Origin of the sequence: Moritella sp. Urea-trap-13 (genome assembly GCF_002836355.1) — a bacterium.
Lineage (GTDB): Bacteria > Pseudomonadota > Gammaproteobacteria > Enterobacterales > Moritellaceae > Moritella.
Genome location: NZ_PJCA01000034.1, coordinates 1 through 16,643 on the forward strand (window position 1 = coordinate 1; position 16,643 = coordinate 16,643).

The 16,643-nt window shown below is 41.1% G+C and carries 14 protein-coding genes; 10 read left to right on the top strand and 4 right to left on the bottom strand.

What is annotated here, in order from left to right:
• The first annotated feature begins 309 nt into the window (after positions 1–309).
• From rapA to CXF93_RS15870, 3 genes are all read left to right on the top strand, one after another.
• The gene (gene rapA / locus CXF93_RS15860) at positions 310–3,222 is read left to right on the top strand and encodes an RNA polymerase-associated protein RapA (protein WP_101063515.1); all 2,913 of its coding nucleotides are present in this window, start codon (positions 310–312) and stop codon (positions 3,220–3,222) included.
• Positions 3,223–3,353: 131 nt separating this feature from the next.
• Positions 3,354–4,043: a pseudouridine synthase gene (locus CXF93_RS15865; RefSeq protein ID WP_101063516.1), complete on the top strand. Its 690-nt coding sequence runs from the start codon at positions 3,354–3,356 to the stop codon at positions 4,041–4,043.
• Positions 4,044–4,070: 27 nt separating this feature from the next.
• Entirely contained in the window at positions 4,071–4,865 is a 795-nt protein-coding gene (locus CXF93_RS15870; protein ID WP_101063517.1) for a DUF3530 family protein, read from the top strand.
• On the opposite strand, the gene djlA is transcribed toward CXF93_RS15870, so the two are convergent.
• A complete protein-coding gene (djlA, locus tag CXF93_RS15875; protein WP_101063518.1) occupies positions 4,862–5,653 on the bottom strand; it encodes a co-chaperone DjlA in 792 nt (263 codons plus the stop codon). The two genes, CXF93_RS15870 and djlA, sit on opposite strands and share 4 nt — an antisense overlap.
• Before the next feature lie 190 nt (positions 5,654–5,843).
• On the opposite strand from djlA, the gene lptD reads away from it, so the two are divergent.
• The 7 genes from lptD (at position 5,844) to putP (ending at position 14,613) form a co-directional block, all read left to right on the top strand.
• Entirely contained in the window at positions 5,844–8,243 is a 2,400-nt protein-coding gene (gene lptD, locus CXF93_RS15880) for an LPS assembly protein LptD (protein WP_232784242.1), read from the top strand.
• A 287-nt stretch (positions 8,244–8,530) separates the two neighbouring features.
• Entirely contained in the window at positions 8,531–9,817 is a 1,287-nt protein-coding gene (gene surA / locus CXF93_RS15885; protein WP_198551689.1) for a peptidylprolyl isomerase SurA, read from the top strand.
• A 12-nt stretch (positions 9,818–9,829) separates the two neighbouring features.
• The gene (pdxA, locus tag CXF93_RS15890; RefSeq protein ID WP_101063521.1) at positions 9,830–10,813 is read left to right on the top strand and encodes a 4-hydroxythreonine-4-phosphate dehydrogenase PdxA; all 984 of its coding nucleotides are present in this window, start codon (positions 9,830–9,832) and stop codon (positions 10,811–10,813) included.
• Entirely contained in the window at positions 10,810–11,628 is an 819-nt protein-coding gene (gene rsmA / locus CXF93_RS15895) for a 16S rRNA (adenine(1518)-N(6)/adenine(1519)-N(6))-dimethyltransferase RsmA (RefSeq protein ID WP_101063522.1), read from the top strand. The genes pdxA and rsmA overlap by 4 nt, the downstream gene beginning before the upstream one ends.
• A 13-nt stretch (positions 11,629–11,641) precedes the next feature.
• The gene (locus CXF93_RS15900) at positions 11,642–12,019 is read left to right on the top strand and encodes an ApaG domain (RefSeq protein ID WP_101063523.1); all 378 of its coding nucleotides are present in this window, start codon (positions 11,642–11,644) and stop codon (positions 12,017–12,019) included.
• Between the two features lie 71 nt (positions 12,020–12,090).
• Positions 12,091–12,915 carry a symmetrical bis(5'-nucleosyl)-tetraphosphatase gene (locus CXF93_RS15905; protein WP_101063524.1) on the top strand — a complete coding sequence of 275 codons (825 nt, stop codon included), beginning with the start codon at positions 12,091–12,093 and terminating at the stop codon, positions 12,913–12,915.
• Positions 12,916–13,122: 207 nt separating this feature from the next.
• Positions 13,123–14,613 carry a sodium/proline symporter PutP gene (gene putP / locus CXF93_RS15910; protein ID WP_101063525.1) on the top strand — a complete coding sequence of 497 codons (1,491 nt, stop codon included), beginning with the start codon at positions 13,123–13,125 and terminating at the stop codon, positions 14,611–14,613.
• A gap of 129 nt (positions 14,614–14,742) precedes the next feature.
• Here putP and folA read toward each other — a convergent pair whose 3' ends face one another.
• From folA to CXF93_RS15925, 3 genes are read right to left on the bottom strand one after another with little or no spacing between them, the layout of a single operon-like run.
• Positions 14,743–15,237: a type 3 dihydrofolate reductase gene (folA, locus tag CXF93_RS15915; RefSeq protein ID WP_101063526.1), complete on the bottom strand. Its 495-nt coding sequence runs from the start codon at positions 15,235–15,237 to the stop codon at positions 14,743–14,745.
• A gap of 13 nt (positions 15,238–15,250) precedes the next feature.
• Positions 15,251–15,718, bottom strand: a complete 468-nt coding sequence (locus CXF93_RS15920; protein WP_101063527.1) for a threonine/serine exporter family protein — start codon at positions 15,716–15,718, stop codon at positions 15,251–15,253.
• A complete protein-coding gene (locus CXF93_RS15925; RefSeq protein ID WP_369832225.1) occupies positions 15,715–16,587 on the bottom strand; it encodes a threonine/serine exporter ThrE family protein in 873 nt (290 codons plus the stop codon). The genes CXF93_RS15920 and CXF93_RS15925 overlap by 4 nt, the downstream gene beginning before the upstream one ends.
• Between the last annotated feature and the right edge of the window lie 56 nt (positions 16,588–16,643).

Below are 16,643 nucleotides of genomic sequence, written 5' to 3' on the forward strand. Positions count from 1 at the left end.
GAACTGCGTTTTATTGGCAAGTGATTTTATAAATTTCATTCCATTTCCAAGAGAAACCTCAAAAGCAGTACACATTTCAAACAAAATAAATCAAAAACAAGCGATAGTTCATCAATCCAACATTTTTATGGCTCATGGTTAACTAATTTAGCCTGAATTATTGAATATTTATATTTTCATTTACTTAGCGCATTAGAATTTACTTACTAAGGTAATTTAAACTATTATTTAATTTGTCTTTTATACGTGACCTAACCCTCTGGTTTAGGTAACATGCGCCCTTTTTACGGTTTTGGAGTTTGAATATACATGCCCTTCCAACTTGGTCAGCGCTGGATCAGCGATACGGAATCAGAATTAGGATTAGGAACAATAGTTGCCATAGAAGGCAGAATGTTAACGCTATTATTTCCTGCAAGTGGTGAAAACCGTTTATATGCTCGTAACGAAGCGCCGATCACGCGTGTAATTTTTAATGTCGGTGATCAGGTACTCTCTCATGAAGATTGGAGCTTAACGGTTACTGAAGTAACTGAAAGCTCAGGTATCATTACTTATATCGGTACACACCAAGATACCGGTGAAGAAGTTTCATTACGCGAAACATTCTTGAACAATTTCATTAAATTTAATAAACCACAAGATCGTTTATTTGCTGGCCAAATCGACCGTATGGATCGTTTTGTTTTACGCCACCAAACATTGCAGCATCAATTTTCGCAACAGCAATCAGCATTAAACGGCATTCAAGGTCCGCGTGTAAGCTTGATCCCACATCAGTTACACATAGCCACTGAAGTTGGTAAGCGCCATGCGCCGCGTGTATTACTTGCCGACGAAGTTGGTTTAGGTAAAACCATTGAAGCCGGTTTAATCATCCACCAGCAGCTGACTGCTGGCTTGGCTCAACGCGTATTAATTCTGGTACCAGAAACATTACAACACCAGTGGTTAGTAGAAATGATGCGTCGTTTCAATCTGCACTTCAGTATTTTCGATGAAGAGCGTTGTATCGAATCACTCGCTGAAGCAGATAATCCATTTGAAACCGAGCAATTGATTTTATGTAGTCTTGATTTTTTACGCAGTAAACGCCGTCGTTTTGAACAAGCTGTCGGTGCTGATTGGGATTTGTTGGTTGTTGATGAAGCCCACCACCTTAAATGGAGTGAGACAGAACCGAGTCGTGAATATCAAGTTGTCGAATCATTGGCACAAAAATCACCCGGTGTATTACTGCTAACTGCAACACCAGACCAACTCGGCCACGAAAGTCACTTTGCTCGCTTACGTTTATTAGATCCAAACCGTTTTTATGACTATGCGGCATTTGTTGCAGAAGAAAACAGTTATTCAGTGATTGCCCAAGCAGCGCAAGCGTTATTAGACTCGCCGATTGTCTCAGCAGAAACCGCAACGTCATTAACACAACTATTAAGTGAAGCTGATATTTCAGACAAGCTGGCGTTAATACAGTCGTCACCGGATTCTGAAGACGCGCAACAAGCTAAACAATCGATTATCAGTCAGTTACTTGACCGTCATGGCACTGGTCGTCTGTTATTCCGTAATACTCGCGCTGCGATTAAGGGGTTTCCTACCCGTCACTATCAACCGATTCCATTAGTGCTGCCAGATCAATATAAAACCTCATTAAAAGTAGCACAGATGATGAATGGTTCAGCAAGCTTTGCAGAAGCTGCTCGCCGTGGTTTATACCCTGAAGAGATCTTCTTACAATTTGAAGGTAAAGACGCATCTTGGTGTAGTTTTGACCCACGTGTTGAATGGTTACAAGACTTCTTACTGGCGAACAAAAACGAGAAAGTATTAGTTATTGCAGCTAACGCTGAAACGGCAATGTCGATTGAAGAGTCATTGCGTGTCAACGAAGGTATCCGTGGTACTGTATTCCATGAAGGCATGTCTATTATCGAGCGTGATAAAGCAGGTGCTTACTTCGCCCAAGAAGATGCTGGTGCCCAAGTATTACTTTGCTCAGAAATTGGTTCTGAAGGTCGCAACTTCCAATTTGCGCAACACTTAGTATTATTTGACTTACCCTTAAACCCAGATCTACTTGAGCAACGTATTGGTCGTTTAGATCGCATTGGTCAGAAAAACGATATCAGTATCCACGTGCCTTTCTTTACTAATACCGCGCAAGATGTATTACAAAACTGGTATCACCATGGTCTGAATGCTTTTGAGCATACTTGTCCTATCGGTGGCGATATTTTTGCTGACGTAAGCGATGAGTTATTAACTCAACTTGCAGCAAAAGAAATTGATCTTACAGCAACAGATACACTCATCACTGAGACTCGCAGTAAATATGATGCATTGAAATTAAAAATGGAAAGTGGCCGAGATCGGTTACTGGAATTAAACTCTAACGGGCTAGGTAAATCAGACGATATTATCACTCAATTAAAAATCAATGATGATAGTCCGACACTGCCTATTTTCGCGATACGTTTATTTGATGTGATTGGTATCAATCAAGAAGATCGCGGCGAAAATATGCTGATATTAAAACCGACAGATCAGATGTTAGTACCAAGTTTGCCACACCTATCCGAAGACGGTATTACTATCACCTTCGATCGTGAAACCGCATTGTCTCGTGACGATGTACATTTCCTGACTTGGGAACACCCGTTAATTCGCGCATGTATTGAATTAATCATGACTTCTGATACTGGTTCTACCGCCGTTTCACTATTAAAAAATCCAGCCCTACCTGCTGGCACGATTTTATTAGAGCTACTTTATGTCGTAGAAACATCAGCACCGCCTTATTGCCAGATTAATCGTTTCTTACCAGCAACGCCAATTCGCTTATTGTTAGATAAAAATTCTAATAATCTAGCGTTGAAAGTCGACTTTGATAGTTTCAACCGTCAGCTTAATGCGATTAACCGTCATGTGGCGACCAAACTAGTTTCAGCTTCTCAGACCATTATCCATGATCTTATTGGTAAATCGACCAGTGTTGCAGAATCTCAAAAGCAAGCAATTACCAGTACAGCGCTTGAGGCGATGCAACAGAACATGTCTGTAGAATTAGAGCGCCTACAAGCATTGCAAAAGATTAATCCAAACGTACGTGATGAAGAACTGGCATTTGTTGAAAAGCAAACGGCTGAATTAACCACCCACATTAATAATGCTCAACTTAAATTAGATGCAGTGCGCTTTATTGTTGTTACACCAAAATAAATAAAATCGTGTAATAATGATGAGCAATAAAAAAGAGGGGGGGTTAATTTCGATTAACCCCCCCCCCTTTGATTAAAAAAACCATAATTTTAACCTTACCTCTACATTCTTCACTATATTGTATATACCTTATGCCTGATTTTATTTATGCTCCACCACAACACCCTCGATTAGATATAATCTATCAAGATGAGACTATTATTGTCTTAAATAAGCCAAGTGGATTACTGAGCGTACCAGGGCGACTCTCCGAACATCACGACAGTATTGCCAGCCGTGTACAAGCGCTATTTCCTGCGGCGACAATAGTGCACCGTTTGGATATGTGCACCTCAGGCGTGATCTTAATGGCCTTGACTAAAGCGGCGCAAAGTCATATCAGCCGACAGTTTCAGCAGCGTTCAACGGCAAAGTACTACTATGCGCGTGTAGAAGGTATTCCGACGGCAAAATCTGGCAGCATTGATTTACCTTTACGCTGTGACTGGCCTAATAGACCAAGGCAAATGATTGATTTTATCGACGGTAAACCCGCACTAACCCATTGGCAGGTAATTGCTGAACACTTAGCCAACGACGATAACAATCAACAAGCCAGTGCAACTGTGTTGCTTAAGCCAGTGACAGGCCGCTCGCATCAACTGCGATTACATATGTTAGCATTAGGAACGCCCATTCTCGGTGACGAGTTATATGCGTCTGAACAAGGCGTCGCTGGCGCGGAACATTTACAACTGCATGCTGCGATGTTAGAAATTGAGCACCCTTTATCGTCACAGAAAATGACATTTAAAGCCTCAGCACCCTTTCCAATCAATTAATGACGACTATTATATTAGGTATATTTAATGTTTAAGGCTTTGGTATTATTACTGTTATCCATGTTATCACTACCTTTAAGTGCAGAGGTAGATAAAGACAAAAATAATACCCCCCAAATAGCCTTTCCTATGTCTCAACAACGCGTATTTGATCAAGACTTAACCAAGTATAACGATGTCAATGAAGTCGCTTGGTTAGGTGATAAAGACAGCCGATTTCTGACGTTATGGCGTGAACAAACAACGGCAAAGGTCATCGGTACAACTTGGATATTCGCTGATACCTATACTTCTGCCAATAACCCTAACGTTATTCAAACGCTGCGCTATCAACTCAGTGATAAAGGCTTACACACTTATTCTATATCACCGTTAAGCCAAGCATTGAATTCACCCACCGCAGAGCAACGTTTACAAGTGCAATTAGGTATTTTACAAGAAAAAATAGTAAGCCAAGATGGTAAGCGCCTACTTATCCTCCAAGGTGCTAATTGCGTTGCAATAATAAACGTATTAAGTCAAAACCCAGAAATTTATGTGGATGCAATTGTACTACTCAGCGCACACAGTCCAACGCCTGAGTTAGCCGTGCAATTGATTCGTCAAATACAGCAACTCAACACACCGGTATTAGATTTGTATGCACAAACAGATAACCTCGCGATTATTGATGAAGCAAAGATAAGAAATACTGCGGCAAAGCGGGCTAACAACAGCAGTTACAGGCAAGTCGAAGTGATAGGATTGCAGGGACAAGTCGAAACGCAGATAGTAACCAGCCAAATCATTTATGGCTGGTTACTGAAACTAGGCTGGTATTAACGCATCTTTCTCGATTCTTTTACTACATCATAGGCACCTTGGATATCTTGGGCTTTCTCTTTAGCAATAATCATCATTTCTTCTGGTAAACCTTTTGATACTAATTTATCAGGATGATGCTCATTCATTAATTTACGATAAGCCCGTTTAATGGTTTTATCATCATCGTCAGCGCTCACCCCCAGCTGTTGATAAGCGTTAACCAATGCTTCTTCACGGCTAACTTTACTACCATGACGGTGAGAGCGGATCTCAGCTTCCATCATCTGCAATAGGTTATCCATATCCTGAGCAGTAACACCTAGGATGCCACCAATTCGATGTAAAATAACGCGTTCCGCATCGGATAATTCATGGTCAGCAAACGCGGCTTGAATTTGTATTTCGAGAAACATTTTAACCAAGTCACGGCGTAACACACTCACACGACGAAAATCGCGAACGGTTTGCTCTAGCGGAAAATCAGCCGCTTTACCTTGGCTAAATGATACCTGCGCTGCACGACGAGTTGCGCCCGTCAATTGCATACGGTCCATTAATTGCGTCGCTACATGAATATCCACGTCGGTGACATGACCGTCCGCTTTAGCCATGTGTCCCATCACCGAAAATGATGTATGCAAAAATATATCCTGACGTTTATGTGCCGCAGGTCGAGTATCAATACCGAGCCTTGGACCAAATTGGCGCTTTAGTATCGAACCAACCCAGATCATAAAGATCGCACCAAAAAATCCACCAAACTTCATACCGATGGCAAACAATAAAATGTAAAACAACATATTCATAACAGTAGCTACCAAGCAAAAATGACATATTTTTATATAAGAATCGTATTATGGCTGTTTAAAATGTAACAAATCAATCAATCTCATGATCTTTTTGCGGGTTTACGGGATAAAACTAGTCATTAAATGGTCTATCAGGGCAATATGGATTATTATATTCAGCTATTTTTTAATTTTAATGAAATTATCGATGACAAAATGGATTGTTAAAATGCGCCTTTTCACCATATTCTCCACACTTAGCGGTGTCGTATTCTCAGCTAGCGCAGCCACCATTGTTACCAGTGCAGATGGGTCTTCAACTATCGTAGATGACGCGACAGCCTTACAAAAACAGACTGAATTATCATTATTTAAACAATGTTTCCCTTATGTACCACCTATAAAGCCGCCTATTGAAGACTCAAAAGCAGCTAACGAAATACAGCTGTTATCGAACGATGCCAAGGTTATTCAAGGTAATAAGGCTGTTTTTAATGGTGATGTTAATTTTACCCAGGGTAATAGAATATTATCTGCCGATGAAATAATTCTCTATCAACTGACTAATATCCTCACCGCAGAAGGTAATGTCATATTAGAAGACACTGGGTCGACAGTTAAAGGCCAAACATTAAAAGCCAATTTAGATACCAAAGATGCTGAACTATCACAAGTCAATTACCTGCTACACGGTCAAGCAGCTAATGGTGAAGCTAAAAAGGTCTATATTACTAATAGTGGCGACAACATTTTAATGCAACGCTCGACGTATAGTGAATGTCCATTAGGCGATAATAGTTGGGTTCTCCGGGCGTCATCGATCAATGTTGATAATGTCGAAGAATCTGCCGAAGCTTATAATGCCACGCTATACTTTAAAGACGTGCCTATTTTTTACATGCCTTATTTTACATATCCAACAACAGATAAACGTAAAACAGGTTTATTATTTCCATCATTTGAAAACTCACTAGAAAATGGTGTTACTTTCTCTCAGCCTATCTATTGGAATATTGCACCTAACTACGACATGGAAATAATCCCCACTTACATGTCTGAGCGTGGTCTCTACTTAACTAATAAATTCCGTTATTTAGTCGATGGGCAAAGTGGCAAGCTCAATGTTGAATACCTAGCTAATGATAAAAAAACCAAGACTGACCGTAGTCTTTTCCATTGGAGTCATAATGGTAATTTCAATGAACATTTAAATTTGAACGCTAGCTATACACAAGTCAGTGATAACGACTACTTTTCAGATCTTAATGCCTCCGCAGGTTCTCGAGACAGTAATACCCTACTACGTACTGCAGCATTGACTTACAATACCGACATGACCTCATCACAATTTGAAGTACGTGATTTTCAAATTTTAAGTGATTCAACGGCTTCAACACCACATAAAGTACTACCTAAAATAGCTTTTACTGGCTATAAACAGTTTGATAGCAGCGTAATTGAGTTATCGTCTTACAACGAGATGACTAATTTCTCTCATTCTGATAGCCATATGTACAGCGGCATCAGAACCCACATAGAACCAGGGATTAGCTTTCCTTACCAACGCTCGGCAGGTTTTGCGGTTGCAGAATTCAAACTGCCGATGACCTATTACAGCCAAACATTTAATGATTCTGATAATAAGAACTTTACCAACGGCTATAAAGGTGAGTTAGAAGAACAAGTGATTAGGGTGATTCCGACCGCAAGATTACATGCGGGTTTAAATTTTGAACGTCCAACCTCGTGGTTTGGTCATGCCATCACACAGACGCTTGAGCCGCAGGTACAGTATTTATATATCCCTTATGAAAACCAAGATAATATCGGTATTTATGATTCATCCACTATTCAGCAAGATTTCTTAGGTTTATACCGTGACCGTATTTACAGTGGTTTAGATCGTATTGCCGATGCCAACCAGTTCACATACGGTTTAACAAGTCGGGTATTTGATGAGATGGGCAGTGAACGCTTCCGCTTTGCACTTGGCCAAATTGTGTATTTTGGTGACAGCCAAGTTGGTATTGCACCAGAAACAGATACCACGCTAGACAACTCCGAGGTAACGACATCAAGCATCGTCATGGAAACAGATGTTAAAATAAGCCATAATTTATTTATCAATAACAGCATTGAATATGCGGTCCAAGATGATTTAGTGCGCCGTGCTGATGCTGCTATCGAATATCGCTTCAACAGAGGCCAGAAAATACAGCTTAATTACCGCTATATTGAAAATACCGCCTCGATATTGGAAGATGAAAATAGCAGCGTTAACTCTAGGATCAATCAGATCGGCTCCAAGTTTGTATTACCGATTAATAACCAATGGGACTTCGGCGCCAGTTATTATTACGATGTTGAAAATGAAATAACCCAAGATGCATTTGCCGGGATTAAATATGAAGATTGCTGCTGGGCAATTCGTCTTGATTATGGCTATCGTCTGAAAAACCATAATATTAATACCGGAGTAACAGAGTTTGATCGTGGCCCAACGTTAATGTTTGAACTAAAAGGTCTGGGCGGAATTGGCACTGATATGAATAATATCGGAACTTCAAGTCTATTTACTTACGGTGAACCTTTCCAATTACGTGAATAAACTTTCTTTATAATTAGGTTTATCATTAAACTTATTTATTACTTGGCATATTATAACGGCTGTACATTAACATTAAATACAGCCGTAATTAGCCAAACGAGGATTTAGCGCCAGTGATGATTGCATTGAAAGTCTGACAAGGTATACTTCCGCTTACTTTTTCACCTCGGTTTTCAGTAAACTAGACAATTCTCATCTTTCCCGTGGTAAAAAATTGATAATTTTCAGCCTACCGCTGTCTCAGTTATAGTCGAAATTGAATAGGAATTCATAAAGTGATCAAAAAAATGCTTAAGACTCTGTTATCTGGAGTAATCATTGTAACAAGTTTACAAGCGCAGGCCGAACTCACCAAGCTTGATGAAGTCATTGCCATCGTCAATGAAGAAGTCATTTTAGCAAGTGATGTAAACACGTTAACTAAGTCAGTAAAAGCCCGTGCAACAAAAGCGGGTCAGACATTACCATCGCCAGAGGTGCTCACTCAGCAAGCGTTAGATAAACTGATTATTGATAGTTTACAGCTGCAAATGGCGAATAAAATGGGCATGCGTATTAGTAATGCACAACTCGAAGATACGTTAACTAATATTGCTAAAGGTAATAACCAAACGGTAGAACAACTGCGTCAAAGTGTCGTTGCAGATGGTGGTGATTTTAGCGGTTATAAAGAAGAAGTGCGCACCCAACTATTAACCAACGAAGTACAACGTATGCAAATGCGTCGTCGTATTACTATTTCCGATCAAGACGTGGATAACCTACTCGCTATTATTAACGAGCAAGGCCAAAAAAATCTGCAATACCGTGTTAACCATATTATGCTGCGAGTCCCTAACGAGGCAGATAATGCCACAATGGAAGCACTACAAACTAAAATTACCGATATAAAAACACAACTTAATGCCGGTGAATCATTTTCCAGTCTTGCATTAGCGCTCTCAGCAGGTCCAAAAGCACTCGATGGCGGCGACTGGGGTTGGATGAATATCAATGAAATGCCGACATTATTCTCTGAAGCAGTCACTAATGCGAAAAAAGGCGATATCATCGGTCCTATCCGCAGTGGCGCTGGTTTACATATTATTAAAGTTACCGATATGCGTGGTGTAGAAACAGTACTGACCAAAGAAGTGAATGCACGCCACATTTTGATTAAGCCATCGGTTATCTTAAGTGATGACAAAGCGCAATCATTACTCAATGGCTACTTAGCACGAATTAAATCAGGCGACGCAGAGTTTGCCGATCTTGCTAAAGCCTATTCAGATGATACTGGTTCAGCCGTTAAAGGTGGCGAACTTGGTTGGGCAGATCCAAACATTTATGTCCCCGCATTTAAACTCGCACTGCAAGACTTGAAAAAAGGCGAAATTAGCCCGACATTTCGTTCTAGTCATGGCTGGCACATAGTGCAACTAATTGATAGACGTACACAAGATACGACAGATAAAGCAAATCGCCAAAAAGCATGGCAATTGTTGTATAATCGTCGTGCCGCTGAAGAAAGCCAAGCTTGGTTAAATGAATTGAAACAAGAAGCTTATATTCGTATTTTAGATAATGAATCGTAAACAGGTGAAAATGTGACTCATCGTATAGCAATTACTCCAGGTGAGCCTGCAGGTATTGGCCCAGATCTTGTTCTGGAATTAATGAAGCAAGACTGGCCCGTAGAATTGGTGCTTTGTGCTGACCCTGAGTTGATTTTATCTCGGGCAAAGTTACTTGGAAAGAAGGTGGAATTAATCACCTACGATCCAAGTTTACCAGCACAACCACAACGCGCTGGTACGTTAACTATAGCGCCAATGCCAATGGCAGTACCCGCTGAACCCGGTAAGCTTGATGAAGCGAATGGTCGCTATGTCTTAGATACGCTGCAATTCGCTTGTGAAGGCAATATGTCTGCAGAATTTAGCGCTGTCGTCACAGGACCTGTTAACAAAGGCATTATTAATAAAGCCGGCGTGTCCTTCAGTGGCCATACCGAGTTTTTTGCCCAGCAATCAGAAACCCCTGATGTGGTTATGCTACTGGCAACAACAGGGCTACGCGTTGCATTAGTAACAACCCATATTCCACTGGCGTATGTCGCAAAAGCAATAACAGAAGAACGATTAAGTAATATTATTCGTATCCTGCACGCCGAAATGCAAAAGAAATTCGGAATTGAACGACCAAAAATTTATGTGTGTGGACTCAATCCGCATGCAGGCGAAGATGGACATCTAGGTCGCGAAGAAATTGAGATCATTTCTCCGACGTTAATGAAACTTCGCGATGAGGGTATGGATTTAACAGGCCCCCTCCCTGCTGATACCTTGTTCCAACCTAAGTATCTCGATGATGCTGACGTTGTATTAGCAATGTATCACGACCAAGGATTACCGGTATTGAAATCGGTTGGTTTTGGCAGCTCGGTTAATATTACCCTGGGCTTACCCTTTATCCGTACATCAGTTGATCACGGTACTGCAATTGAACTTGCAGGTACTGGAACAGCCGATTCCGGCAGTATGTTTACAGCAGTAAACCAAGCAATAGAAATGGTAGAGAAAAACGCATGAACGACAAGGTCCATTTAGGTCACACCGCGAAAAAACGTTTTGGTCAAAACTTCTTACATGATGCTTATGTAATTGGTCAAATCGTTGCATCGATTAATCCGCAAAAAGGTGAAAACCTAATTGAAATCGGTCCCGGTTTGGGTGCATTAACCGAGCCAGTAGCTGCTTGTGTAGATAAAATGACAGTGGTAGAGCTTGATAGAGATCTCGCCGAACGACTCGAGCAACATCCTGTATTATCAAAAAAATTAGACATTAACCAAGCAGACGCAATGCGCTTTGATTTCCGTCAGTTAATCAAACCAGACATGAAAATGCGTATTTTTGGTAATCTACCTTACAATATTTCAACGCCGCTAATGTTCCATTTATTCGAGTTCCATGAAGATATCCAAGATATGCATTTCATGTTACAGAAAGAAGTAGTGCAACGTTTAGCTGCTAGCCATAACACTAAAAGTTACGGTCGCTTAACAGTAATGACGCAATACTATTGTAATGTAACACCAGTACTTGAAGTCGGCCCTGAAGCATTTAGACCTGCACCTAAAGTTGATTCAGCCGTTGTTCGTTTAGAGCCACATGCTGTATTACCGCACCCAGCGAAAAGCTTAAAAGTGCTTGGCCACGTAGTAACAAGTGCCTTTAACCAACGTCGAAAAACTATTCGTAATAGCTTGAAAAAAGTAATTTCAGTTGCTGATATTGAAGCGCTAGGTATTAATGTTTCTCTACGTCCAGAGAACTTAACCTTAGAAAATTACGTGACGATAGCAAACTTTGTTGTTGATAATCCACTGCAAGTAGCGGATTAGGCAGCCTGTATCAATGATAAGTTTAGCTGATTCATTCACGCTTATCATTGATACCGAATATGTCGAAAAAGTATCTGTGCCAGCACAGTTCAGATACTTCTTTACTTACACAATTACCATCACCAATCCATTAAGCCAACCTGTTAGCTTAGCGAGTATCCAATTATTACTCACTGATGGTGACGGCACTGTGAGCGAATTGCACAATCCTTTTCAAAATAATGATTATGTTATCTCTTCACTGCAAGATTTTTGCTATAGCAATGATATAATTACCCATTCACCATTGAGCATTGTTCAAGGCAAGATAGAACTACAGCTCAATGCCAGTGAATCAGTGGTGATTACTATCGAACCATTTCGTCTCGCCACACCTAATCTGTTGCACTAATCTATTACACTAATAAATGAACGCATTAACGCACACTCTCCATTACGCTCAGCTAAAAAGGTAACTTATATATGGCAACTTATTTTGTTGGTGATATTCAAGGTTGTTTCGACGATCTACAACACCTGCTACAACAAGCTAATTTTGATCCACAGCACGATCAGCTTTGGTTAACCGGCGATCTGGTTGCCCGCGGTCCAAAATCATTAGAAACACTGCGCTTTGTTAAAGATCTTGGCCCTGCGGCTATCACAGTACTGGGTAATCATGACTTACATTTACTCGCTATTGACGCAGGATTAGCTAAGCTAAACCCTAAGGATAAAACCCAGCCAATTTTTAGCGCAGAAGATAAAGATGAATTGTTATTATGGTTACGTCAACAGCCACTGCTCGCTTACCATGAAGCCTTTAATATTATCATGGTGCATGCAGGTATTAGCCCGCAATGGAGTCAGCAACAAGCCAAACTCTATGCTGAAGAGGTCAATGCACAATTACGTGGTGATGACTACCAAACCTTATTAGCGCACATGTACGGTGCACTACCCAATTATTGGCAAGACGAATTACAAGGCTTCGACCGTTTACGTTTTATTATTAATGCGTTTACCCGAATGCGTTTTTGCGCACCTGATGGACAACTGGAATTTCATAACAAGCATTCACCAGCAAGCAATAATAATAGCCAACATGTTCCGTGGTACGAAGTAGCGGGTACTCATCTTGACGGCGCACATGTTATTTTTGGCCACTGGGCTGCATTAGAGGGTCATTGCAGCCATGAAAATGCCACGACACTTGATACTGGCTGTGTGTGGGGTAATAGCCTTACTATGTTGCGCTGGGAAGATAAAGCAGTTTTTTCCGTCCCCTGTCCATTGCATGCGACATAATTAACTAGAATAAGATTAAATAATAAGCGGGTTATCACAGTGTTGCCTTAATGTTAAGTAATCACATTGTGGTTCGTATATACTGCCCGCTAAATTTTAGCCAGCCCACATCAATATTACCGCAAACAAGTATATTGACGTGGTTTGGTTGAGCTTAATAATAAACAATAAAAATAAATAACAACTTTACAACTAAGGCTTATATACATGATTGAAAATAATTTCATTATTACAGCTACATTCCTTGTTTATCTTGCGGTTATGCTTGGTATCGGCGTGTATGCTTATCGACAAACTAAGAGTTCAACGGACTATTTTTTAGGTGGTCGTAATTTAGGTCCTTGGCCTGCAGCGCTATCTGCAGGTGCTTCAGATATGAGTGGTTGGTTACTACTCGGCTTACCTGGTTACGCCTATGCTGCAGGTATGGAAGCAATCTGGTTAGCAGGTGGTTTATTAATTGGTACTTGGCTTAACTGGCTAATCTGTGCAAAACGTTTACGTACCTACAGCATAGTAACGAAATCAATTACCCTACCAGAATTCCTATCACGTCGTTTTAAAGATGACTCAAAAGCAATTCAAATCTGTTCTGCATTCTTTATTCTGATGTTCTTCTTGTTCTATACAAGTTCAGGTTTAGTGGCTGGCGGTAAATTATTTGAAACAGTATTTGGTCTTGATTATCAACTTGCTGTTGTGCTTGGTACCGTTTGTGTAGTTTCTTATACACTATTCGGTGGTTTCCTTGCTGTATCTTGGACTGATTTAGTACAAGGCTTATTGATGTCTGCAGCGCTATTAATCGTGCCACTAAGCGCGATGGACGGTAGCTTTAGCGATCTAGCATCGGCAATGACAGACATTAACCCTGAACTACTGACAATATGGCAAAACAGCAAAGGTGAAGACCTGAGTGCAATTGCAATTATCTCATTAGCGGCTTGGGGTCTAGGTTATTTCGGTCAACCTCATATTCTTGCCCGTTTTAAAGCCACACGTAGTAATAAAGACCTTGTGACTGCTCGCTACATTGCGGTAACTTGGACTACATTGTCTATGTTTGGCGCTATGCTAGTCGGTCTCGTTGGTCTGGTTTACACCAATACCAACAACATCACTATCGCGGATACTGAAACGATCTTCATGCTATTAGTGAACAGCATCTTCCATCCTGTTATTGCTGGTATTTTACTTGCTGCAATCTTAGCGGCAATCATGAGTACAGCGGATTCACAACTACTTGTATCATCATCGGCTTTGGCTGAAGATTTCTACAAACAGCTCATTCGTCCACAAGCAAGCAGTGAAGAACTTGTTACTGTTGGTCGTTTCGGTGTGGTAGGCCTGTCTATCGTCGCATTACTGCTTGCCCTTAATCCAGACAGCTCAGTACTTGGTTTAGTATCATATGCATGGGCTGGTTTTGGTGCTGCATTTGGTCCAGCATTGATTATCTCGCTATACTGGCGCGGTATGACTCGTAATGGTGCCCTTGCCGGTATTATTATTGGTGCGGTGACTGTGGTTGTTTGGAAACAATTAAGCGGTGGTATTTTTGAGCTGTATGAAATCGTACCCGGTATCATCTTTGCTTCCCTGGCGATTATAATTATCTCGCTAATGGGTAAAAAAGACGACGACGCTATTCAAGCAGACTACGACGAATACGAATCTGCTTTAGAGACGATGGACTAATAGCCAGCAGCTATAAAACGCTAGTTATTACCCATAAAAAATGCCGCACTATCACTGTAAAGGATTAGTGCGGCATTTTCTTTTATTTCTTTCTAGTTCAGTCCAGAGTCATTCAACTCGTCAGCAAACCTATAACTGCTTCACACGTTCGAGTAAACTAAAGCGATAATCATGCGGATTTTTATCATCTGCCGCATAATATTCATGTTCAATTTCTTGCCAATTGTACTGCTCATAGTCAGGGAACCAAGTATCCCCTGCGGTCGTCAAATCAATATGGGTGAGATACAAACGATCAGCAGCCGCTAAGCATTGGTTGTAAATCGTCGCACCACCAATAATCATTAACTCTTCAACATCTCCAGCAGCAATCACAGCTTCATCTAACGTAGCAACAACAGTCACGCCTTCAGGTTGATAATCGCTTTGTCGACTTAAGACGATATTTAAACGACCTGGTAATGGACGACCGATTGATTCAAAGGTATTACGCCCCATGACGATAGGCTTACCCAGCGTCGCGCGTTTAAACAGTTGTAATTCAGCAGGTAAATGCCACGGCATCTTATTATCTAAACCAATTACTCGGTTATTTGCCAGTGCGGCAATCATGGAAACAATCACAACAGATCCTTAATCAAACAATAGGCTTGTTACGGTACACCAGCACAGGTGCAATCGCCAGACCAAAGCTTAAGCCAATCAAAATAAAAATAGTCAGCAAACCATTTTCAACAACTTGCTGCTGTAACTCAAGGCTATAACCTTGGTGATGTAATGTCATTAGCCCCGTCATGGTTTTATACGCATACACTCCAGGGATCATAGGAATAATAGCAGCAACCGTCACCACAGGCCGTGGGATCAGCACTTTACGAGACCAAGGCACAGTTGCTAACCCCAGTAATGTTGCCGCAATAAATGAGGCCCACTCAATCGGCACATTGACATGCAATAATAATGTCCGTACCGCATGGGCGCTGGCAGCGAATAACACACAAGCCAAAAGTGCTTGTCTGGGCACATTGAATAGCAAGGCAAAGCCAAATGCAGCAATACCAGCAAACACAGCATCATCCACCAGCATTAATAATAGTTCACTCATAACCAACCGCCTTGTTGCGCTAATTGTACAGCTAGGACGATGCCTAATGCTGAAGCAAGTGTTAATAAAGTCGCCGTCATCCATCTTGCCATGCCGATAGTCACGTGACCTTTGACCATATCCGATACTGCATTGATTAGTGGAAAGCCCGGTACCAGTTGCAGCACACTGGTGATCATAATTAATTCAGGATTATTCCCCCAACCGAAACCACTGGCGAAACTACCAATAAACGTGGCAATAAATGCGGTAATAAAAAACACCGTGAGTAGATTATGATGTAACTGGGTTAACCATTGACGAATGCGCATGGCAATAAAGCTCGTCACCCAAGTGCAGATAAAAATAATACTGTCGCCACCAAATAAATGACTGAAACACGCACAGGATAACGCCACAAAACACGCCACGATGACGGTATTGTATTTCGGTACAGTTAAGTTATCTAAGCGCTGCTTTATCTGCTCGACATCATAGATCTTCTTTTCCGCAAGGATGCAAATACGCTGTACTTCACAGACGATGCCCATATCAATGCCATGCGCTTTCATTGTTCGCGTTGTCGTTATGCAATTGTCGCCAAATCGAGAGGTAAGAATGATGGCTTTAGAAGTAAGGGCAATTTCAACGCTGTCTAAACCAAATGCAATACCAAGGCGTTCAGTGGTTTGTTCTATGATCCGGCTTTCTGCGTTATAGGCTTGCAACAATTGTCCCGCACGTGCAATCACACGGGTTATGGAGGTTTGTTGAGCATAACTAATAACAGATGTTGAGGGATTTTCCTTACTGCCATCTGCTTGGCTACTGCTTTGCTCAGTCATCGTCTTATCGCTATTCAACATGTATTCATCACATCCTTGCTGCATGATAACATCTACTACCTATCACTTATTAGATAACCAATTGTAATCGCAAATAATAA